Here is a 23,015-nt window from a genome sequence, read left to right on the forward strand (position 1 = left end):
TTTTTATTTGAAATGAACCTTATTATATCTTCATTCAGTCCTTTGGTGCAGTTTCAGATTCTATATCTGTAATAAAACCATATTGATAATTTTTTGCAATAGAATCTTTTACTTCTACATTCGTACCATCATCAAATTCGCTTTCGCTTGTAGGATTTTTTGTTGCCATTTGATTCCTTTTATTAATTTTGATTCCTTTTGTTATTCTGTTTGTTTTATTGCATACTAAATAGGTATCAATATTTACCAATTATGCATTGTATTTGTTAGATAGAGATTGACCCGTACACATTGTAGCTATTATGCTACCGTGTGTAAGTTATTATACCATAATTTATGATTAATTGAAGAGTTTTATTCTTGCTTGGAAAGGTAATAATTAATGAATTTAGATTTGCATAGTCACTCTGTATCTTCTGATGACTCGAGAGCAACTGTTGAGCAATATCTTAAATGGATTGTATCTTTAAGAAAAAAAGGATATGTCGTAGATGGCATTGTCCTTACCGAGCATAGAAAGTTTGATATAGACATAGATTACACTCAGTTGTCTGAAAAATATGATGTTTTAGTTCTTAAAGGATCTGAGCTTGATACAAGACATGGCCACTTTTTAGTTTACGGCGTTACAAAACAAATGCTAGATAAAATAGATTTTGGGAATGTTAAGATGGACTCAATTGAATTAATGAGGATTGCTCAACAATCTGGGGCTATAGCATTTCCAGCTCATCCGGGTAGATTTGGTATTGGTTTTTGTGAATATTCCGATACTGGTCTTGATTTTAATCAAGTTGGTATAGTCGAACACCTTAATGGGAGCTATCGTGCGGGTGAATTAGAAAGAACAGAGAAATTAATTTCTGAAAAGGGATATTTGGGAACAGGTGGTAGTGATGCTCATTTTGTTAGTGCAATAGCTACATGCTTGACTGAATTCCGAGAGAGTATTCATAATGAAAAAGATTTAGTAGAAGCTTTAAATGAAAAAACATTCAAAGCAATTACCCTGGAAGAAACAAAAATTCCAGGTTAAATGAATTGAGGTAAAAATGTCAGAAGATTTGAATAAAGATCAAATTGATTATGATAAAAGTCAACTTGGTAAAGAATATCCTGCTGGTTCTTTTTTAGTAACAGAAGAAGAAGTATCCATGTATTGTAATTCGATTGGAGAACAATCTGAAATATGCCATGATAAATCAAAAGCATTAGAAGCTGGATATCGTGATATTGTTGCTCCTCCCACATTTTGCGCTCTTTTTGTGAGAGGATTTGATAGGCCTAATATAAATTTAAATTTTGGGAAATCTGGGTTTCACGCTGGTGAAGCAATTGATGTTTTAGAACCAATATGTGTTGGAGATACACTTAATGCTTCGATACAATTAAGTGATGTATATGTTAAAACAGGCAGATCAGGTCAAATGGTATTTATAGTATGGGAACATATATTTAGAAATCAAAATGGAAATATCGCCGCAAAAGTAAGAGAATCTCATGTGAGGAGAGAGTGATGAAATATATTGAAGATGTAGACTTGGGAGATGAATTTGGTCCGATACAAATTGAGGTTAAGCCTGATGATGTAATCGATTTTTGCAAAACATGGATTCGCGAAGAGGAAAATAGCAAGAATATATTTAATGCTGCTCCTACAAGATTTACTGATGAAGAATTTGCCAAAAGTGAAGGTCTTCCTGGAGCTATTGTTCCAGGAATTATGAGTATGGCTTATCTCGCTAGATTATTAAACACTGCTTGGCCAAACGGGACTATAACCCAACTAGATGTTGTTTTTCGACAATTGGTTCTTCACAATCAAATAATTAATTTAGTAGGGGTGGTAACTGATACCGTTTCTGAAGACACGGAAAATTATATTGAATGTGACGTTTATATTGAAAATAACGAAGGTTCTAGACTTGTTGGTGGGAAAGCGCGTTTAAACATGCCAACAAAAAAGTAAATATTTATAGACTATTCCCAATAATCTTTTCCTCCCACATTTCATTGATTTCTTGTTGTTTGATTCCTAGTATAGACCCTAGTATTTCTTCATTATTTTCTCCATATATATTTGCACGCTTAAATAGAGGGTCTTTAATATACTGAAATTCCCAAATGTTTTTTGGGTAACTATGTTCACCAGCAATGGGGTGATCGATTTTAATGAAATAATCTCTGGTATTTAAATGCTCGTTGTCAACGATCTCGCGTTCATTCATTATCGCCGCAGAAGGGATAAAGTTTTTTTGTAGTAAATGCATTAATTGAAATTTATCATATTGTGAAGTCAATTTATTTAGGGTTTTATCAATGTCATCATGATACTTTATTCTTGCTAAAGCATTTTTATATAGCGAATTATTTAAAAGATCATTAGATTTAAATAGGCTACATAAATTTTCCCAGTCCATATCATTTCTTATTGATATCGCTATCCATTGATTATCTCCCTCACATTTATAAACACCTTGAGGTGCTCTTGTGGGGTGCCTGTTTCCTATCTGCTTTGGGTTTTGATTATTCATACTATATCCCATTAAGTATTTTGTAAGATGAGGAATAAATGTTTCAGCCTGTGAAAGATCTATACTTTGTCCAGTTCCATTTATATTTCTATGAAATAGTGCCATGCAAACAGATATTACTAAGTTTAGTGCTGCTATAGCATCAGTATGGTATATAGACATAGTTTCAGTGGGTTCAGTATCGGGTGGGGTTCGAAGTAACCAATGCCCTGTAAATGCATCGAGGCCACTACCTAATGTTACATATTTCTGATAGGGTCCATCAACTCCCCATCCGGGCATAGATACCATAATTAAGTCTGGTCGGTATTGTTTCAGTATATTATATGATATTCCTAGGTTTTCCATAGTTCCAGCAGAGTATCCCTCGATTACTACATCACTACATTTTACTAATTCAAATAAGGTTTTTTTTCCAATTTCAGTTTTTAAGTCTATAGATAATCCTTTTTTATTTCGATTTGCCATATTGTGGCTAGCGTATCCGTCCCATGGACGCTCTTGGCTTAATTTATTTTCAACTAACCCTCTGCGCGCAGAAACTACATCATGTGGTCTTGTTATTGGAGCTCTGGGGTACGATTCAATTTTAATTATTTCTGCGCCTAAATCCCCCATAAGGGAGTTTCCCATAGGGCCTGCCCAAACTTCGGTCAATTCCAATATGCGTATATTTTTTAAAGGATAATTATTTAAATGCATTAAATTGTTCCATTAGACTTCAATATGGATAAATTTTTTACAGGAACACCAAGAAATTTGATTAAAATTTCTTTAGTGTGTTGGCTTAATTTAGGAGCAGGGGTATTTATTCCCCATTCAAGTTTAGAAAAACGAAATGGGGCTCCTGTGTATGTAATTTCACCTGCTAATTCGTGTTCAGACTTAAAGAAATAAGATCTATGAACTAATTGGGGGTCTAAGAAGAGATCTCCAATTTGGTTTATTGGGGTACACATTACTCCGTATTCTTGGCATATTTCAAAGACTTCCTGTTTTCGTCTTGGAAGTAACCATTCAAGTAGATATGTTTCAAATTCTTCTTGTTTGGATTCTCTTTTTGCTGGTATTGACCAATTAGGATCCTTTAACAAATCTTCTTTTCCAATTGCACTGCATAGTCGTCTAAAAAACCTGTCCTCTCCTGAACCAAATACTATATACCCATCTTGACATGGGTAGCATCCAGTAGGGTATCTAAGGTCTATTGACCCTCTTTGTAGTAATCTTTTGGTATATTGATCAAATACTGTACGTGTATCAACATTGCCAATTTGGGCTTCCATACCAGATATCTTAATTAGATGACCCTTAGAATTGCTATTTAAAGCAAATATAGCCGCCATAGAGGCAGCTGCTGCAGTCGTCCCTATCTGATATAGAATGACATCAGACCCATACTGTAACGGAGGGCCTTCTGCTATTCCATGCGGTGACATTCTATTGGTTAAGGCAAATGAAATAAAATCGTTTGTTTCATATTCTGAATATGGTCCATAATCACCAAATGGAGTAATATGGGTAATAATTAAACTTGAATTTAATTCTTGCAGTATATTTAGCGATAATCCTAGTTTTGTTAAAAAGCTTGACGGTTTATCAATAACTAGAAGGTCGCACTTTTTAATCAATTCAATAAATATAGCTTTTCCATCCATTGTATTTAAATTTAAAGTGATACTTTTTTTGTTAGTATTTAAATTAAGATACAATCCACTTGTTTCACAATTAGGTATGTTTTTTGGAAAAGGTCCAGACTTTCTACTTGAATCACCTTGTAAAGGTTCAATTTTTATTACATTTGCCCCATAATCGGCAAATAATTTTGTGCAATAAGGTGCAGATATATAATCTCCAATTTCTAATATTATTAGATCTTCAAAATTTGTTGTGTTGTTAGATTCTCTCATTACTACTGTATTTTTATATTTTGATATCATTAGAAAATTCTAATTGTTATCGGTCAAGTACATAAATTAGCATAAAATGCCAATTATCTAGATAGTATGACTTATTATTCATAAACTAACTCCTTTTTGATAAGTGTGGTATATTTTACGTAATTTATTGGAGGTAAAATGAATATTGATTTACTGACGAAAATTTCTATAACAGAAGCTATTACTGCTTTGGTAATACTTTTTCTGGGTTTCATAATTGCACTCATAACATATTTTGTATTTAGAAGGATACGAAATAACTTAAAAGAAAATAACCAACATCAACTTGCTTCAGTAATATCCGATTTTGACACAATAGTCATACTAACTATTGTATTTGTCTTTATTTATTTAGGATTGCTTTCAATTAATGAATTGCGTGACGGCATTTCACAATTCAACCAAGTATTTACGATTCTTCTCGTCCTCCTTGTTTCCTATTCACTTATTAAAGCGAAAAACCATTTATTAGAATGGTATTCAGAGAAAATTAATTATGACAACTCTCCACAGACTAAAGTTGTTAAAACTTTAATTCCTACTGCTCATTGGCTATTTACTTTAATAATAGTTTCGTTAGCAATTCTTATAAATCTAGACATAATAGGAATTTCTATAGCACCTCTTATTGCAGGTTTGGGTATAGGAGGTTTAGCAGTAGCATTAGCTTTACAAGGAACTCTTAGTAATTTTTTTGCAGGAGTTAATGTTTTGACTGATGGGAGTATACGAGTTGGTGATTATGTGGAACTCTCAGAGGGTTTTTCAGGAATTGTTACCGGCATAGGTTGGAGAACTACTCGAATTAGAACACTGGGCAACAATACAGTAATTTTGCCTAACAATCGGTTAGCAGATACTATCGCTACAAACTATAGTTTTCCATATGATGAGATGTCTGTCTATTTAAGAATAGGTGTTGGCTATTTTGAAGATTTAGCATATGTAGAAAACGTTGTTGTAGAGGTTGCCAAAGAAGTTTTGTTAAATACTGAAGGGGCAGTTTCTAATTATAATCCCACAGTTTGGTATGAAGAATTCGGTGATGATAATATAAATTTCTGGGCAGTTTTGCGAGCAAAAGGATATTTCGAATCATGGGCTGTAAAACATGAATTTATCAAAGCAATATCCGAAAGATTTAAAAAAGAAAACATCGAGATATCTTTCCATAACACTAATATTTTTATGAGAGACAAATCATAAATTGAATTATGTTACTTCCTCAAATTTTTTATGGTTAATTAAAAATACTATTACATTAGTTTATGGTGGTTGGTTTATATACATAGGTATACAACATTTTGTAGACCCTGAATGGTTTGAGCCTATTGTGCCAGTTTTCCTAGGATACCCAAAATTCTGGGTTTTATTCAGTGGATTAATTGAGATCCTATTAGGGGCGTTTTTAATAATTCCTTTCACACGAAAAATTTCAGGAGTTTGTTTAGTAATATTTTTAATAGTTATATATATCGCTAATATTAATATGTGGATATTTGATATACCTATTGACGGGAATAAACTTACGACACAGGGACACATAATACGTGGGTTTGCACAAATTTTGTTAATTACTATTGCTTTATATATAGTTGAATTTAATCCAATAAATTATTTACGTTTAAAACTTAGAATAAGACAAATTCTTAGATAAATAGAAATAGTAGTGAAAATATACTCATATTTAATTCTCTATAGACATTTGGGGTTTTTCCTATTGACAATATACTCACTCAACTGTATCGTTTGTTGTTAATGTGATAAGAACATAGGTTAACATGCAATAGGTATGTTCAGCCTTTATTTAGCATTTATTATTTATGTGTGTTATTAATGGGAGGTTTTGTTATGACAAACAAGTTTACCAAACTTATGACCCTTGGTTGTATGGTTCTCTTGGTATCAGGCTTGTCAATCTCTTGTGGTGGAGATGATGATTCATCTTCAACTGCAAGTACATCGACAGCAAGTACCAGTACGAGTACTGCAAGCACTAGTACTGCAAGTACCGCAACAACTACTGAGGCATCGACAGCAACTAACGTTGTTACAGGTATCGCTGCTTACAGCGAAGGTCAAAAAGGTGAAGTAGCAAAAGCAACACCAGTAACTGTGGATAAAAGTTTATTTACATCAATCAAACGTGGTGGAATTTTGAACCAAGCTCACAGAAGAAGCCCTCGATACTTTAGACAGGACCTTTCTACTGCTAGTGATGAAACTGCAGCTTCTATGCCTATATTTAACGGATTATTATGGACTGCACCACCAACTCATACCCAGGTTACAGGCGACATCGCTAAAGACTGGACTATTATGAATGCTGGTAAGACATATATCTTCGATCTTCATGAAAATATTGTTAACCACAATGGTAACAAATTTGATTCTGAGGACGTTAAATTTACACTTGAATGGCTTGGTGCTGAATCAGATAACCGACCTCCACACTCAAGCGTATCAACAGGTGGGGAATCTATTTTTAAAGATATAAGAACAAACGGTCCAAATCAGGTAATTATTGATTTGGTAGAAGCAGATTCTGTTTTCTTCCCACAATTAGGTCAACGTTACATGAATATGCAGACTCAGGCTGACTTCGATGAAGAAGGCTCTAAAGATGCACCAGTTGGAACTGGTCCTTATGCTATGACTAGCCATGTACCTGGTGAAAAGATTGAATATAGGAAACACAGTGACTACTTTAAAGCTGGTCTTCCATATCTTGACGGAATAGATACATTCATTATTCGTGACCCAACCCCTCGATTTGCTGCATTCGAAGCAAAACGACTTGATATTATCTTGATGGGTAGTAGTCATGGTTTGTATTCAGATATTGCGACTGCTATGGAAAAACGACATCAAGGTGAAGTTACTTGGTATGAAGGTCTTCATACTGTAGGTAGAGGTGTCCACTTCAACCACAGAAAAGAAGGTCCTTGGTCAGATAAGAGAGTTAGACAAGCTGTTAACTTAGCTATTGATAGAGATGCAATCTGTCAGGCAATCCCAGCTTGTTTCCCTGGCTATCAATTACCATCAGCAACCTATGGTATTACAGACCGAGCTGCATTGAACGACAAACCTGGTTGGGCTCCTGCAGGTCCTGGTAAGGATGCAGAAATTGCAGCAGCTAAGAAACTTATGGCTGAAGCTGGATATCCAGATGGATTTGAAGTTGACGCTTTGTGTAGAGACTCAGTTGACTATGCAGAGAGACTTTGTCCAGTTGCTGAATTCTTATTACGAGAAACCTTAAATATCCGAGCTACTCTCGATGTTAAAGAAACTGGTGCTTGGAATGAAGCACAACAGCAAACAGGTGAATGGATGATGGAATTTGGTTCTGCTAACTCAGCAAACGTTGACCATCCATACAACTGGTTAGAGTACTGGGGATTCTGTGGAGAGGGATTGTTTGAAAACATCCGTGGTTGGTGTAATGAAGATTATGATCAACTTCTCCGAGACATGAGAAAAGCAACTGAAACAGCTGAACTTAAAGATTTAGCAACTCAGGCTATAGCAATTCTTGATGAAGAAGTTCCTTCAGCTCATTTATTCTGGCCATCCAGATTCTCTATCCGATGGAATTATGTAATGAATCCTGCTGATGAGAAAAATGCTGGTCAGTATTCTGCAGCAAGAAGATTTGAAAATCAGTGGCTCAATAAATAATTGAGTAAATAGAAACTGAATTTAATGAAGAGCGCGATTATTAATCGCGCTCTTCTCTTTTGTTAACAATCTTGGAGAATTTTATATGGTAAAATCTTGGTCCTATCTAATCGCTTTATCTACCGGACATATGGTAAAACATTTTTACCAACAAGGTATATTGTTATTAATACCTTTTGTTAAGGCATCACTCGGTTTAACAGATGTTCAGGTAGGACTATTAGGAACTTCTCGTACAATCTTCTCATCGGCTATGAATATACCTGCTGGTATAATGGCTGATGTTTGGAGAGATAAAATTTCTATCATGTTGACAGCTAGTTTACTCTCCTTGGCTATTGGTTACTTTCTGTTGGGTGTAGCTCCCAACTTTATTGTTGTGTTTTTAGGAATTGCTATTACTGGTATGGGCACATCTTTGTGGCATGCACCTGCGTTTGGTTCTCTGGCCGTCGTCTATCCAGACAGAAAGGCAACAGCTATGGCTGGTCATAGAATGGGAGGCTCAATAGGTGATACATTAGCCCCTTTTATCATAGGAGCGATTCTTGGAGGAATAAGTCTTTCATTTCTTACAACCGATTCTATTCAATGGGAATCCCTATCATTATTCATGAGTATACCTGTAGCTTTATGTGCAATTTTAGTTGCAATATTTTTTAGAAATAAATCAAGTATTGCAGGTGATTCATTAAATATTAACGAATACTTTGTTGCTGTTATTCCTTTACTAAAAAACAAAGCCGTTCTTAGTATGGTGCTATTATCTGGTATACGCGGGATGTCACACAATTCATTGTCTATATTTCTCATGATCTATATGGTCGAAGACCTAGGTTTTGGTTCGTTTACAGCAGGTTTCCACTTATCTCTTCTTACTTTATTTGGCGTTATATCAGCTCCAATCATGGGTATGATATCTGATAGAAAAGGAAGAAGATCTATAATCTTTTTTGCTATTGCCTCCACCGCTATTTTAGTATTTTTATTGATACCTTTTGGTACAGGATTAATGTTGACCATAATTTTGGCTCTTTTGGGTGCTGTCCTATATACTGTCAATCCTATTATGTTAGCTACTGCTCTTGATTCTGCAAATAAAGGTACAGAAGGATCGGCTACATCACTTATGTTTACAGGAGCTGCAATATTTTCTGCCTTTGGCCCTGTATTTGCCGGATATCTTAAACAAACTTATGGAACTATGGATGCAGTTTTTTGGTTTGTTGGAATTATGATGACAATTAGTGCAATTGCAACCCTCATAGTACCAATGAAGACAAATCAATAGTAATATAACTATATGAGCTTCATTGAAATAGATAACTATTCTTTTCATTATCATCATTATAAAGGTGATGGTCCTGATATTGTATTACTTCATGGCCTAGCTTCCAATTTGAATATATGGAATTTAGTTGCACCAATATTATCACAAAGCTTTAATGTGTACACAGTTGATCAAAGGGGGCATGGCCTTTCTTCTAAGCCAGATAATGGTTATGACTTCGAGTCTATCACTAGCGACCTTACTTCTATTTGTAAAAATCTAGATTTAAATACTCCAATAATTGTTGGGCATAGTTGGGGTGCTAATGTTGTCATTGAATCCCTTGCCAAAGATACGAGTCATTATTTCAAAGGAGGGGTGTTAGTTGATGGCGGAGTGTTAAATATATCAAAAGAGAATCGTTCTACTTGGTCTGAAATCGAAACTCGTTTGGCTCCTCCAGTTTTAACACACCTAACATTAAATCAATTACTACAAAGAGTCCGGGAAAATCGAAAAGAAGACTGGAATGTAGCTTTTGAAGATGTTTTAACGAATTCTTTTGAAGTTATTAACGGTTTAATTAAGCCTAGATTATCTAGAGAAAATCATATGAAGATACTATATGAAATCTGGAATGAAAACATATTATTTCAATTGGAGTCTATTGACTCTCCAGTACTTATATTGCCTGTATCATCTGATAATAATGAATCTGTTAGCCCTAATATGCATGGAGTAAGTAAAAAGGAAGCTGTAAATATCGCGAGTTCCAAACTACATAACTCTGAAGTTATATGGCTAAAAAAATCCATTCACGATGTACCTATTCAAAATCCAAAGCTTGTAACTGATGCTATTTTTAAATCGAAAGATACTCTTTTTGGTTGATTTGATTTTTATTAATTTCTATTGGACAATAATAATAGAGTATTTAAAAATAGGTATCTTCACATTTGAATAATTCTACTCCTAATCTAAATTATGGCTCCATTTTATTTCTCGGCTCAGGTGAAACTGCATCAGCTGGGCGTATATTACATGAGCAACTATTCAAAAAGCTTTCCAAGAAAAAAGTTAATGTTGCAATTCTCGAAACACCTGCAGGTTTTGAACCTAATTCCAGACAAGTTGCTTTAGAAGTTTCTGATTTTTTTATTGAAAAACTTCAAAATTATCACCCTGATGTAAAAATAATCCCTGCTAGAAGGCGCGATGGTGACTTTAGTACCAATTCAGAAGAAATAATTAGTGATATCAAAACTGCTGATCATATATACCTAGGTGCTGGTAGCCCTACGTATTTAGTTAAACATCTAGAAAATACACTCGCTTTAGAAAATCTTCATAACCAACATCAAAATGGTTCATCGATTTGTTTGACTAGCGCTTCTTCAATAGCTTTTGGGAAATGGTCTTTACCTGTTTATGAAATTTTCAAAGTTGGTTTGGATTTGTACTGGCAACAAGGTTTAGATTTTTTTTCTAGATTTAACCTGGATTTATCAATAATCCCTCATTGGAACAATAATGATGGTGGCAAAAAAATTGATACTAGCAGATGTTATTTAGGTAAAGAAAGAGTGGATAAACTTTTAAATATGCTTCCTATAGAATCAGTTGTGCTAGGGATTGATGAGCATACTGGTTTACTTTTAGACTTTTCTAAACAAACTGTCAATGTAGTTGGAAAAGGATCTGTTCATCTTCTACAAGCTGGAAATGAAAAAATATATAGAAATGGCGATGAATTTCAATTACAAGATTTAGGTAATTTTATTATGCCTGAAAACAAATCCTCTGTAATAAACAATCACCTAGTAAAGGAAATTCCACAAAATATTATTGAATTAGCAGAAATGCGATTACAATCAAGGAAAAATAAAGAATGGGATCAAGCCGATAGATTAAGAATAAAACTTTCTGAGCTTGGGTATCAAATAGAAGATAATAATGATGGATACAGTGTATCAAAAATATGAGATATATATATAAAATGTGGTATTTATTTAATGGATTTTCATTTTTGTGGGCATTGACGATAGCTATATTATTCTTTGGGGTAATTTTTTATAGATATATACCTCGTCCACAATTTGTCATATTATTTACTGTATTAATTGCCAGTGTTTTTATTCTTTCACAATTTTTATATGCCTCACGACAAACGGCTGGAATAAATTCATATGCAAATGCTATTGAGGAAATACAAACCAAAGATTTTAACTTGGTATTTTTATATTCAAATTACTGAATTGGTTGCAAAACTGCAAAGCCGATCGTGGATCGGCTAGAGAAAGATTTAGAGAATGAAATTAATGTAATTAGACTAGATGTGATGACTGAAGCAGGCCGAGATTTCAGAGAGGAATTCTCTGTTCGTGTCACACCTGGATTTGTCTTAGTTAATAATGAAAATAAAGAGTTATGGCAGTTTATTGGAATTCCAAATTCTAAAACATTTATAGAACGAATCAAGAAAGAAATAAAGGATACAAATGGATAGATTAACTACACTTCTTTCATCGAATAAAATAACAAGAGTGTTTCTTCTATTCACTATACTATTAATAGCCATTATTGGTTGTGGAGAAGACCAAAATTCAGATATTGCATTAGATGAATCAGAGTATGACGTTAAATATGATAACAAAGATTTATTGGTAAAATCTAACGTTGAAGAAACCGCTACTAGCAAAAATAATACAAAAGAATCGGAACCTACAAATAATCCTAAAGAATTTATTAATACTGAACTTCAAGAATCGTTAAACTCTAATAACTATTCAAAAGAAAATGAAGAAAAAGATGTAGATACTGTCTATAATTTAAGTTTAGTTTATCTATATTCAGACTACTGAATTGGTTGCAAAAATGCAAAGCCGATCGTGGATCAGCTAGAGATTGAACTAGACCCTCAGATTGATATCAAAAGGATTGATATTCTTACTGAATATGGTAATGAATTTAGTAACGAATACTCATTGAGTACACCCGGGTTTATATTACTGAATAATTCAAATAAAGAATTATTTAGATTTATAGGGGTGCCCAATAAGTCAAAATTTGCAGAGCAATTAAAGGAATATATCTAAATTCATAATTAATTTGCAGGTATTTCCATTATTTCAATCCTGCTACCGTCTGGTGTTCCTATAAACGCTATAGACATACCAGTGGCGGGATTAACATTTGGTCCCTCTAATACTGTTGCTCCAAGAGTTTCTAGTCTAGTTAATTCTTTGCTCATATTATCAACTTCAATACCAAAATGTTCGATACCAAGATGTACTCCAGAACCTAATTCTGGTAGAGATTCATCAGTTCTGGCACCTGATATATTTATTGCAACTCCATCCTTTGTTTTGCAACGTACAAATTGGTCACCCGAATCTCGCATGACACTACTTAGTATTTCAAACTCAAATGCTTGAACATACCAATTTGCGACTATTTCAGGGTTGTCAGCCTTAATGTGTACATGATTAAATTTGTATGCCATTACATTCTCCTATTCATTAACTACTTTATTTGTAAGTACTCCTATATTTTCCACTTCAACTTCAACAATATCCCCGTGACTCATATTTTCAGGATGACCAGAAGTCCCAGACCATATCATATCTCCAGGAGATAACGTTATTGCTTGGCTTATAAAGCTTATTAATTTGCCAAAATTAAAAAACATATCAGAAGTATATGCTTTTTGAACTTCTTCACCATTGACTCTTACTATCATTGCGTTTTGTTCTCTTGGATCAAAAGACGTTTCTATCCATGGCCCAATCGGAGCAAAAGTATCAGACCCTTTTGCTCTCCAAAATTCTCTGTCATCACGTTGCCATGTTCTTTCGGATATATCATTTCCACATGTGTAACCCAATATATTATCCCATGCGGTATTTTCATCAACGCGTCTTGTGGTTTTACCAATAATTGCAATACATTCTCCTTCATATTGAATACCGCTAGGTGAGTCCTTAGGGATAATTATATTTTCTCCTTCACCAATAATTGAAGTTATAGATTTAAACCATGGATCAGGTTGCTCAATAGTAGTTGCATTTGTCCCGAGTGCTTCATTTGCCATTTGTAGATGATCTAAGAAGTTTAAACCTGGACCATACATTTGTTTAGGCGTGCAGGGTGGTAATAATTTCACACTTTTAAGTTCAAATTTTTTATCAGTTTGTTGAAATTCTCCAAAAATATCTCCATCAATTTTATAGATTATATTTGACTCAAAAACGATCCCATAACTTTCTTGATTATTATTTGCTTTGAATCTGCAGATCTTCATGACAACCTCCTGGGGTGCTATTGCATTATATTGAGTTTATCGGCTAATTGTTTGTTTGATGGTTCTACTAAAACCGAATTATCAGGGAAGATTATTGTAGGGATAATTTGTTTACCATTATTAGTTTTAATTACAAAATTTTTGGCATTTTCATCTTGATCAATATTAATCTTTTGATAAGAGATGCCATACCTATCTAAAAAGCGCTCTGCTCTTATACAGTCACCACACCAATCAGCTCCATACATGATAATTTGTTTAGACATTAATTCTCCAGTTCTTATAAATTTATTATTATTCGTAATATAATAGAGAGTACAAGTTAGTTCAATCATTAAATTAATACAAGTATTGGAGAGGATATGATAATAGATAGTCATTGCCATGCAGGACTCAATTGGTTTGAACCAATTGAATTGCTTCAGTATCAAATGGAAATAAATAATGTATCTAAAGCAATACTAATACAACATGGAGGCAATTACGATAATTCCTACATTATTCAATGTGCAGAAAATCAACCAGAGAAGTTTTCAGCAGTTGTTTGTGTAGATAATAATGATATTAATTCTCCAGAGATATTAAAAAATTTAGCTAATAATCCAAATGTCGTGGGAGTAAGATTGAGACCAAACGAACGATTTAAATATGGAGATCCTCTAACTTTATGGAAAATAGCTGAGTCTGAAGGTTTGGTTGTAAGTTGCTTTGCTATTAACGCCAATTTATGCGCTACTCATGAATTCCAAGAACTTGTAAGTACTATTTCAGATACCAAAATTATACTAGAGCATTTGGGCGGAGTTTATATTTCTAGAACACCAGAAGTTACCAAATCTCCTTTCACCTCATTCAAAAAAGTTCTTGAATTAGCACAATATAACCATACATATATGAAATTTGGTGGATTAGGAGAATTTTGTGAACGACCAAATACATTAACTGCAGATATCGGGTTCAAAGATATACCTCCATTAATCGAATTGGCTGTAGATGCTTTTGGCTTTCAAAGATTAATGTGGGGAAGTGATTACACTCCAGTTAGTCAACGTGAAGGATATGCTAATGCTCTAAACTATCCTTTAAACCTAGATATCTTCAATTCGAAAGACGCTAAAAACCATGTCTTATCAAAAACGGCTATAGAATGCTGGGGTCTTTAACACAGAATGAAAGGAATATCTATGAATACACGATTATCATTGTTTGCTATAAACGGGTTGTTAGGAACAACTGTATTACTTAGTTATATTTGGGGAATCTATTCAGCTGAAGATCCTATGGCACTATGGGGGGAAATGCCTGAAATATATATATCCTATATTACGGGATCAATGTTCATAGCAGCTTTGGGGTATATTGTTTACACTCTTTATATTGCATATGGACGAGATATTATTATTACTGATGATTCATTTTATCCGTATAATCTAACGTACATTATTATCTTAGTTTCAGCTTCGATATGGATGCCTTTAACTGTTTGGTATGTGGATACCTCTTCTTTGTTTTATTGGATTCTAATTGTTGGTAGCTTGTATATTGTAGGATTTATGTCATGTTTTATGACCTATTTATTGGTAAAAAGTACTCCTAAAGTCAATCTATGGAAAAATATAGCAATTGGTGGTTCTATATGGTTTACCTTTCACACTCTTATTCTTGATGCTATTGTGTGGGTTATCTGTTTCCATTAAATTCTATATTATCTTTCAATAAATAATTGACAACAGTTTTTTTATCAATTAATATACAACGGCTCACTAATTAACCGGAGAGACTTAATAGATGAATTTTACTGCAATGCAAAATATGCGCTTTATGATGATGTACATGATGATGTGCACTATGCTTAGTGCTATGTTTTCTGGTTGCCAGAAAAGAGAGGTTTTGCGCATATAATTGATTGTAGAAAAAATTTCACAAATTGTAATAGACCTCGTAACGAGGTCTTTTTTTTTACTCTCAGTTAAATGACGGTAATAGATCAAATTAAGAATTAAAGGTATTTATATATATAAGGATTTTGGAGGAAGAGAATGAGTGATTATAGATTTGAAACATTACAACTGCACGGTGGTCAAGAACCAGATCCGGCTACGAATGCTAGAGCTGTGCCAATATATCAAACAACTTCGTTTGTATTTAATAGTCAAGAGCACGGCTCAAATTTATTTACCTTAAAAGAGTTAGGTAATATATATACCCGAATAATGAATCCAACCACTGATGTATTTGAAAAACGAGTAGCTGCTTTGGAAGGTGGATTATTAGGACTGGCAACAGCATCAGGTCAAGCAGCTCAATTTACAGCAATAGCTAATATTTTACAGGCTGGTGATAATCTTGTTTCAACTTCTTATCTCTATGGAGGTACGTATAATCAATTTAAGGCACAATTCCCACGACTTGGAATAAATGTTAAATTTGCTGATGGAGATAATGTGTCTAGTTTTGAGTCTAATATTGATGAGAATACAAAAGCTTTATACATAGAATCTTTAGGTAACCCACAAATAAATGTCCCAGATTTTGAAGCAATAGCAAATTTAGCCCATTCGTATAATATTCCTTTGATTGTAGATAATACACTTGGTGCGGCAGGAGCATTAATTCGCCCCATAGATCATGGAGCAGATGTAGTGGTTCATAGCGCTACAAAATGGATAGGTGGACATGGAACAAGTATAGGTGGGGTTATTGTGGATGCTGGTACATTTGATTGGGGTAATGGAAAATTCCCATTGTATACAGAACCAAGTGAATCATACCATGGATTAGTACATTGGAACGTATCTGGATTTGGTAGTGATTTGTGTAATGCATTAGGTGTACCTAGTAATAGGAATATAGCTTTCGGTATTAGGGCTCGTTTTGAGGTTTTAAGAGATTACGGTGCAGCACTAAGTCCATTTAATTCCTTTTTATTCTTACAAGGTTTAGAGACTTTATCACTAAGAGTCGAACGTATTTGTGATAACGCATTAGCTTTAGCTCAGTTTTTAGAAACTCATCCAAAAGTCGATTCTGTTAACTATTTAGGATTATCTTCAAACCCAAGTAAATCTGCAGCTGAAAAGTATTTACATAGAGGATATGGCCCAGTTTTGACATTTACTGTTAAAGGGGGTTTTGAAGGTGCTGCTACAACTATAGATAATTTAAAACTTGCTAGTAACTTAGCAAATGTTGGAGACTCTAAAACTTTAGTAATACACCCAGCTTCCACTACTCATGAACAATTATCTCCTGATGAACAAGTTTCTGCTGGTGTTACTCCATCTACTATACGTGTTTCGGTTGGTACTGAAAATATTGATGATATCAAAGAAGATTTTGCACAAGCATTTGACGCAATAAAGTAGATGATTATAATTAACTGTGATGAGGATATTCCTCATCACAGTTTTTAATATAGAGAGAAATATGTCATTACTACTTCCTACTAACTATCACGCTATTCCTCATATTGAACATAATGATATTGTTCAATGGACGCCACTTGGCCAAAATAACAACTCTTCTAATCATCTTAGGATAGGTATACTTAATATTATGCCACTAGGCCACGAATATGAATTAAATATATTAAATTCGCTTGGTTTTACAACTTATGAAGTAGAACCAATTTGGATTAAATTGAAATCTCATACCTACAAAACATGGCCTGAAGGATATGTTGATAGAGAATATATAACTTATGAACAGGCTAAAGACCAAGGTCGCCTTGATGGATTAATTATTACAGGTGCCCCTGTAGAGCATTTAAGATTTGAAGAAGTTACCTATTGGAGAGAAATAGTTAATATAATTAATGATTCCCGGGATTATTGTCCTAGTACTTTAGGTTTATGCTGGGCTGGCATGGCAATGGCACATTTGGTTGGTGTTAAAAAAAATGTTTTCGAAAAAAAACTATTCGGTGTATTTGAGCTTGAGAATCAAATATCTAACCATGTGATTATGGGTGCAAGTGATGACAAATTTGTATGTCCTCAAAGCCGAAATGCTGGCATGGATGATATAGACATGCAAAGAGCTGAATCTAGAGGTGACTTAAATTTGTTGGCTTATGGAGAAGAGGCTGGTTATACAATATATGAAACCCCTGATCATAAACAATTGATTCACATAGGTCATCCTGAATACAATTCAGGTAGATTGGCATATGAAGCTAGAAGAGATTCAACAGATCCAGCTGTACCTCCAATTAGTAACTTTGATTTTGAAAACCCAGCAAATGTTTGGAAAATGCATCGCCATACCTTTTATCAACAATGGTTGAATTATTGCCATAGAACTCTACAAAATACAATCTAAAGATTGGCATTCATTCCTTTAGAGCCTCAGCCACTAATGTGTATGAATTAATACGATCTTCAAAATAATAGCAATTTGACACAATATTAATCTGGTCTGTTTGATAACTTTCTGAACTAGCAAGTATTTTTTCTTTTACTTGTTCTTTCGTTCCTAATATTTGATTACTATTTACTTGTGCAAGGTGCTGTATTTCACTTGGGTTTAGAGTTATAGCACTAGCTTCTTCTGGAGAAATCATTGGCTCTCTTATTCCACGTATAGAATTGATTCTCGAAATATTTCTACTTGTCGTAATAAAGTGGGCTTTCTCTTCAGTTTCAGCACACATTACATTTAAAGCAACACTTAATTTAGGCTCATTTAAGTATCCTGAAGGTTTAAAAGATTTTCGATAAAGCTCTGCGATCTGAGGGCCATGAGCAGCAGTTGTTCCAAAAAAATCAGCAAAAGAAAAAGGTAAACCCAGCTCTGCGGCAAGCCTAGCACTGTAATCACTAGACCCTAATAACCATATATCAGGAATGTGGTTCGGAGTTAATCCTGGTTGTACTTTGATATTCACAAAAGGATGTTCTTGGTCCAAGGTTTCAGATAAGTGTCCAATTAAGTCGACAACTTGTTGAGGAAATTGTTGAATATCCATTGGGTACTTTGGATAGGATAGGGCAGCAGCTGTAAGTTGATCACTCCCAGGAGCTCTTCCAATTCCAATTTCAATTCTTTCAGGGAAAAATGTATCTAATAATCGAAAAACTTCGGCTACTTTAAAAGCCGAATAATGGGAAAGCATAACTCCACCACTACCAACTTTTATTGTATTTGTTTGTGTAGCAATTTGTCCTATAAGTATTTCAGGAGCTGTTCCTGCATAACCGCCAGAATTATGATGTTCTGCAACCCAGTATCTTTCATAACCAAGTTTTTCAGCTACTTGTGCTAAGGAAACACTTTCAGTAAGTGCTTGACGAGCTGTCCCACCCTTACGTATAGGGGATTGATCAACAACTCCTAAATGTATTTCTTTCATTTAAAGTATGAAATTACTCAGATATATATTTGTCAGGATTGGCCATAAAAAGAGATCTACATTCCATGCTGCTAAAATAATACCATTTACCATCGTGGAATCTTCTTGTACCTTCTGTTGGATCTACTTCATTAGCCCCGTGAGCTGTTTGACCCGTTACTTCTCTTTGGCCTTCTTCACTTGTAGTTTTTCCACAAACCATACACATAAAAATTTCTCCTTAGATTTACAAAATAATTATCGTGAGATCAATATTACAATACCACGTGTATCATTTCAATAAATTATGTACACATTTAATCACGAGCTTTTGTTGTATCCTAATTTTCTACTCCAGACATCTAATCTTTGGTCTTTGCCATTAAATATAATTTCACCTTCACCATCTAAAAAGCGCTCTAATCGATAATTTTCTAGATAATCAACTTTTTGTTCGTCAAGTATTTCCATTGCAGCATAAGTTCCTAGTATTGGAGATAAAGTTACACCACTATGAGTAACTGCTATATACATATTGGGTACTTGGTCGGAGAATCCTACAATTGGTAATCCATCTGCAGGCATTGGTCTATACCCAATTCCCATTGGTGCTACGTCTACATTAGGAATTGCGAGATAATGTCGAGCTCTATCCAACAGGTTCAATGCGTGTTCGTTACTATCATCATTGGATACACTTTCTTGTGAGCCTTCCCCAATCATTAAACTACCATCAGAAAATTGTCTGACATGAAGTTGCCCATTATTTTTATCAATTGCAGGTAGGTGAATAAGAGCAGCTGTATTTAGTAATGGAGGTATAGTCAAAGTCCTAGCGCCAGAGCCTGGGCTTTCCACAAGGGGGATATTGACTCCTGCTAAACTTGCTAAGGAGGGCGTCCCTATCCCAGCTGCGATAACAAACGTATCGCATTGAATAATACCCTTGGAGGTATTTAATCCTGTTACAACACCATTTTCTAAAATCAATTCATCTATCCGTGTGTTTGGCAGAAATGTTCCGCCATTATCACGAATTTTTCCCAAGCATGCATCAATAACTTTTAATGGTTCTACATGAGCATCATTAGCACCGTAATAACCAACTTCAAATTCATCAATTTGTAAATTTGGTTCAAGTGCCTGTAATTCATCTTTATCGATTAAATTACATTTATACCCGAGTGATTGCATTTTTTTTGTTTTAGTAATTAAATCTTCAGCGTCTTTTTTTGTTTTAACCCAACGTATATCTCCACCAACAACAAGACCGACATCATTACCTAGTTCTGATGCAAATCTATGCCACATATCCATAGACATCTTATTTAAATGCCAATAGTGCTCAGGCATTTTATAATACGAATTTAACCAAGCAAATGAATGTTTTGAGGCTCCTTGTCCAGGAATATCAATGTCAATTATTGTCAAGTTGATATTAGATCTTTGTGATAAATTAAATCCAATAGACGCACCAACTATACCTGCACCGGCAATAACTATATTTTTGTTTGTTTTTGTATTACTAATAGTCATGGAATATTAGTATCATAGAGAAAAATAAATAGCAATAAACTTTTCTGGTAGTCAATGGAGGGAATAATGAGAAGAAATATATTACGTGAAAAATTAAACAATAATGAGTCCACAATTAGCACTCATATTCATTCAGTATGGCCATCTGTTGTCGAAGCTATAGGACATGCTCACATTTATGACTATGTTGAATTTGTTGCCGAATATGGACCATCAGATTTACATGATTTGGACAACTTAGCTAGAGCTGCTGATATTTATGACTTAGGTATGATGTTGAAAGTTGATCAGAGTAATCAAGCATATCTGGCACAAAGAGGTATTGGATCTGGATTTGGTAGTATTTTGTTCACAGATGCTCGAAATGTAGATGATGTGAAAGAATGTATAAGAATTGCTACTCCAGACACTCCTGAAGATGGTGGATTGTACGGAGTCTCAACAAGAAGAAATAGCTATATGGGTTATGGTGGATCCGAAGATTATATTAAATCTGTTAGGGATGTTGTAATTGCTATTATGATTGAAAAACAAGGAGCTGTAGATCATTTAGAAGAAATTTTATCTTTACCGAATGTTGATATGATTCAATGGGGACCTTCTGATTATTCTATGAATACTGGAAAAGGTGGTCAAAGAAACCATCCTGATGTAATCAAAACTAGAAATTTTGTATTTAAGAAAGCTCTTGAAATGGGCGTTGCTCCTCGAGCTGAAATTAATTCTGTAGATGAAGCTAAAGAATATCTAGATATGGGAGTAAAACACTTCTCGATTGGTACTGATATAAATATTCTACATAATTGGTGGAAACAAAATGGAGAAGCATTAGCTAAAGCTATCGATGAATCATAAAAAAAGAGGCGGTAAGACCGCCTCTTTTTTGAATCTACATTTTAGCTTAATTAACTGAGGTCTACCGATCCAGTTTCACCATTAATGGAGATTTTTGTTCCATACTTGGAAGACATTTGCTGCATATTATCTAATACAGATTTTGCAACTTCACCCGTAGCTAATGTAGGTCTGCCTCTAGTTCCTCTAGATCTTCTAAATCCTAAGTCCAGCGGTAATAAAGTGATTTCACTTAATTTTTTACCTTTAAATTTAACTTGGGCCATTGTGCTTTCCCATTGTCTAAAATCGGCAGGCATTCCTTTAGTATCATTATTTACATGATCTTCACTATATTTAGTGCCTGATCGTGTGTCATAAAAATCAGCTGGAACTGCATCCCATCCAAGACCTTCCATAAGATATCGATCGTGGGGTGTTCTCAAAACTGTATCATTTTGCATAAAAAAGTCACCAAGTGAATAAAAGATTGGTTTCCCTTTATATATCTCTATTCCTCTGTCTCTGTGTGGGCCGTGGCCGGTATACACATCTGCTCCAGCATCTAAAGCGGCTTTAGCAAATGTTACAAGATGGTCACCTGGGTCAGTAATTGTTGCCCCCCCTTGATGGTTATGCATAGTTACTAATACCCAGTCAGCCATTCTTTTTGCATCACTTACACGATCTAAAATTTGCTCCATGTCATATTCATTAGGAATACGGGTTTGTCCAAATTTGCCATCTTTACTCAATACGAATTTCAATGTGGGTACTGGTGAATACATTGGCTGTCCAAAAAGATGAAATTCAGTACTACTGTCTTCAGTAAACTCACGAGCCTTTTTCTGATCTTCAAATCCAAGGCCTTGGCTTATCTTTTTTAGGGCATCAAGACTTTCTTGATCTACATAATAAATTGCCGTTGATCGTAACCAACTTACACCTGGCCTGCCTTGCATATCACGTCGTTGTTCACCAGCTCTACCTTCTGCTGGTCCAGAATCAGTAAGTGATATTAAAGCTACTCGACCAGCATCAGTGTCAATATACCCTGGTTCTCGGGCGTCAGCTAAGTTTTTACCACTTCCAGCATGTGCTAGACCATATTTATCAAGATTTTCAATATTCTTTAAAATACCACCTTCTCCAAAGTCGTATGCATGATTGTTTGAGCATGCGACAAGATTTATTCCCATCCACTGTAATTCTTTGATGTTTTGAGGCGATGATCGCATATAAGTTCCCAATTGATGTGGGTTATTAGGACTCTCATAGTCGTGAAAAATCATTTCTGCATTAGTAAAAGTGACATCACCTGCACGCATAATTTCTACCATTTTTAGGTAGTTTTCTTCAGTGAACATTGAGGTTCCTCGAGTTATGAGAGATTCCCCAGTGAGCACCATGGTTATATCACCTGATTCCGAATTATAGGTTGCCATAGACTCCTCCTTTAATTTAGACACATAATCGTTGTATGTATGATGGATTTTATGTAAAAAAATCGAAATTAGATACCAAAAAAATCCTGTTTTATTAATTCCAATACACCTTTTTTCCTTAATCAACTCTTTTTAATGTTATA

At 34.4% G+C, this 23,015-nt stretch carries 26 protein-coding genes; 17 read left to right on the forward strand and 9 right to left on the reverse strand.

Annotated features, from left to right (window positions below; translation table 11 throughout):
- The first annotated feature begins 382 nt into the window (after positions 1-382).
- The 3 genes from FI695_07050 to FI695_07060 are packed head-to-tail and all read left to right on the forward strand — an operon-like array spanning position 383 to position 1,969.
- A complete protein-coding gene (locus FI695_07050; GenBank protein ID MQG51713.1) occupies positions 383-1,036 on the forward strand; it encodes a hypothetical protein in 654 nt (217 codons plus the stop codon).
- A gap of 16 nt (positions 1,037-1,052) precedes the next feature.
- Entirely contained in the window at positions 1,053-1,517 is a 465-nt protein-coding gene (locus FI695_07055) for a MaoC family dehydratase (GenBank protein MQG51714.1), read from the forward strand.
- Entirely contained in the window at positions 1,517-1,969 is a 453-nt protein-coding gene (locus FI695_07060) for a hypothetical protein (GenBank protein MQG51715.1), read from the forward strand. The genes FI695_07055 and FI695_07060 overlap by 1 nt, the downstream gene beginning before the upstream one ends.
- 4 nt (positions 1,970-1,973) lie before the next feature.
- Here the strand turns inward: FI695_07060 and FI695_07065 are convergent, their stop codons facing one another.
- Positions 1,974-3,236 (reverse strand): CoA transferase, encoded by a 1,263-nt coding sequence (locus tag FI695_07065; protein MQG51716.1) that lies wholly within the window; start codon positions 3,234-3,236, stop codon positions 1,974-1,976.
- Positions 3,236-4,474, reverse strand: coding sequence for a hypothetical protein (locus FI695_07070; protein ID MQG51717.1), 1,239 nt, complete (start codon positions 4,472-4,474; stop codon positions 3,236-3,238). The genes FI695_07065 and FI695_07070 overlap by 1 nt, the downstream gene beginning before the upstream one ends.
- Positions 4,475-4,612: 138 nt before the next feature.
- Here FI695_07070 and FI695_07075 point away from each other — a divergent pair, with 138 nt between their 5' ends.
- From FI695_07075 to FI695_07115, 9 genes are all read left to right on the forward strand, one after another.
- Positions 4,613-5,680 (forward strand): mechanosensitive ion channel family protein, encoded by a 1,068-nt coding sequence (locus FI695_07075; GenBank protein MQG51718.1) that lies wholly within the window; start codon positions 4,613-4,615, stop codon positions 5,678-5,680.
- Between the two features lies 1 nt (position 5,681).
- Positions 5,682-6,131, forward strand: coding sequence for a DoxX family membrane protein (locus tag FI695_07080; GenBank protein ID MQG51719.1), 450 nt, complete (start codon positions 5,682-5,684; stop codon positions 6,129-6,131).
- 179 nt (positions 6,132-6,310) lie between these two features.
- Positions 6,311-8,158 carry an ABC transporter substrate-binding protein gene (locus FI695_07085; protein MQG51720.1) on the forward strand — a complete coding sequence of 616 codons (1,848 nt, stop codon included), beginning with the start codon at positions 6,311-6,313 and terminating at the stop codon, positions 8,156-8,158.
- Between the two features lie 85 nt (positions 8,159-8,243).
- Complete coding sequence (locus FI695_07090) at positions 8,244-9,449, forward strand: MFS transporter (protein ID MQG51721.1); 1,206 nt, start codon at positions 8,244-8,246, stop codon at positions 9,447-9,449.
- A gap of 12 nt (positions 9,450-9,461) precedes the next feature.
- On the forward strand, positions 9,462-10,319 hold the full coding sequence (locus FI695_07095) for an alpha/beta hydrolase (GenBank protein ID MQG51722.1): 858 nt from the start codon (positions 9,462-9,464) through the stop codon (positions 10,317-10,319).
- A 65-nt stretch (positions 10,320-10,384) separates the two neighbouring features.
- Positions 10,385-11,410, forward strand: coding sequence for a cysteinyl-tRNA synthetase (locus FI695_07100; GenBank protein MQG51723.1), 1,026 nt, complete (start codon positions 10,385-10,387; stop codon positions 11,408-11,410).
- Between the two features lie 272 nt (positions 11,411-11,682).
- Positions 11,683-11,934 (forward strand): thioredoxin family protein, encoded by a 252-nt coding sequence (locus FI695_07105; protein ID MQG51724.1) that lies wholly within the window; start codon positions 11,683-11,685, stop codon positions 11,932-11,934.
- Positions 11,927-12,289, forward strand: coding sequence for a hypothetical protein (locus FI695_07110; protein ID MQG51725.1), 363 nt, complete (start codon positions 11,927-11,929; stop codon positions 12,287-12,289). The genes FI695_07105 and FI695_07110 overlap by 8 nt, the downstream gene beginning before the upstream one ends.
- 27 nt (positions 12,290-12,316) lie before the next feature.
- Positions 12,317-12,523 carry a hypothetical protein gene (locus tag FI695_07115; protein ID MQG51726.1) on the forward strand — a complete coding sequence of 69 codons (207 nt, stop codon included), beginning with the start codon at positions 12,317-12,319 and terminating at the stop codon, positions 12,521-12,523.
- Positions 12,524-12,531: 8 nt separating this feature from the next.
- On the opposite strand, the gene FI695_07120 is transcribed toward FI695_07115, so the two are convergent.
- Genes FI695_07120 through FI695_07130 form a run of 3 tightly spaced genes read right to left on the reverse strand, consistent with a single transcriptional unit; the run spans position 12,532 to position 13,994 of the window.
- On the reverse strand, positions 12,532-12,930 hold the full coding sequence (locus tag FI695_07120) for a VOC family protein (protein MQG51727.1): 399 nt from the start codon (positions 12,928-12,930) through the stop codon (positions 12,532-12,534).
- Between the two features lie 9 nt (positions 12,931-12,939).
- Positions 12,940-13,728, reverse strand: coding sequence for a DUF2437 domain-containing protein (locus tag FI695_07125; protein MQG51728.1), 789 nt, complete (start codon positions 13,726-13,728; stop codon positions 12,940-12,942).
- 17 nt (positions 13,729-13,745) lie between these two features.
- A complete protein-coding gene (locus FI695_07130; protein ID MQG51729.1) occupies positions 13,746-13,994 on the reverse strand; it encodes an NrdH-redoxin in 249 nt (82 codons plus the stop codon).
- Between the two features lie 96 nt (positions 13,995-14,090).
- Between FI695_07130 and FI695_07135 the strand changes: the two genes are divergently transcribed.
- The 4 genes from FI695_07135 (at position 14,091) to FI695_07150 (ending at position 18,048) form a co-directional block, all read left to right on the forward strand.
- Positions 14,091-14,891 (forward strand): amidohydrolase, encoded by an 801-nt coding sequence (locus FI695_07135; protein ID MQG51730.1) that lies wholly within the window; start codon positions 14,091-14,093, stop codon positions 14,889-14,891.
- A gap of 21 nt (positions 14,892-14,912) precedes the next feature.
- Positions 14,913-15,425: a hypothetical protein gene (locus FI695_07140; protein MQG51731.1), complete on the forward strand. Its 513-nt coding sequence runs from the start codon at positions 14,913-14,915 to the stop codon at positions 15,423-15,425.
- A gap of 342 nt (positions 15,426-15,767) precedes the next feature.
- Positions 15,768-17,093, forward strand: a complete 1,326-nt coding sequence (locus FI695_07145; protein ID MQG51732.1) for an O-acetylhomoserine aminocarboxypropyltransferase/cysteine synthase — start codon at positions 15,768-15,770, stop codon at positions 17,091-17,093.
- 61 nt (positions 17,094-17,154) lie between these two features.
- A complete protein-coding gene (locus FI695_07150) occupies positions 17,155-18,048 on the forward strand; it encodes a homoserine O-succinyltransferase (GenBank protein ID MQG51733.1) in 894 nt (297 codons plus the stop codon).
- Positions 18,049-18,058: 10 nt separating this feature from the next.
- Here the strand turns inward: FI695_07150 and FI695_07155 are convergent, their stop codons facing one another.
- The 3 genes from FI695_07155 to FI695_07165 form a co-directional block, all read right to left on the reverse strand.
- Positions 18,059-19,078 carry an LLM class flavin-dependent oxidoreductase gene (locus FI695_07155; protein MQG51734.1) on the reverse strand — a complete coding sequence of 340 codons (1,020 nt, stop codon included), beginning with the start codon at positions 19,076-19,078 and terminating at the stop codon, positions 18,059-18,061.
- 13 nt (positions 19,079-19,091) lie between these two features.
- Positions 19,092-19,286 carry a YHS domain-containing protein gene (locus tag FI695_07160; protein MQG51735.1) on the reverse strand — a complete coding sequence of 65 codons (195 nt, stop codon included), beginning with the start codon at positions 19,284-19,286 and terminating at the stop codon, positions 19,092-19,094.
- A 92-nt stretch (positions 19,287-19,378) separates the two neighbouring features.
- Complete coding sequence (locus FI695_07165; GenBank protein MQG51736.1) at positions 19,379-20,593, reverse strand: FAD-binding oxidoreductase; 1,215 nt, start codon at positions 20,591-20,593, stop codon at positions 19,379-19,381.
- A 54-nt stretch (positions 20,594-20,647) separates the two neighbouring features.
- On the opposite strand from FI695_07165, the gene FI695_07170 reads away from it, so the two are divergent.
- Positions 20,648-21,448 (forward strand): 2,4-dihydroxyhept-2-ene-1,7-dioic acid aldolase, encoded by an 801-nt coding sequence (locus FI695_07170; protein MQG51737.1) that lies wholly within the window; start codon positions 20,648-20,650, stop codon positions 21,446-21,448.
- A 50-nt stretch (positions 21,449-21,498) separates the two neighbouring features.
- On the opposite strand, the gene FI695_07175 is transcribed toward FI695_07170, so the two are convergent.
- The gene (locus FI695_07175) at positions 21,499-22,872 is read right to left on the reverse strand and encodes a CapA family protein (GenBank protein MQG51738.1); all 1,374 of its coding nucleotides are present in this window, start codon (positions 22,870-22,872) and stop codon (positions 21,499-21,501) included.
- Positions 22,873-23,015 lie beyond the last annotated feature (143 nt).

Source organism: SAR202 cluster bacterium, assembly GCA_009392515.1.
GTDB lineage: Bacteria > Chloroflexota > Dehalococcoidia > Lucifugimonadales > UBA6952 > UBA6952.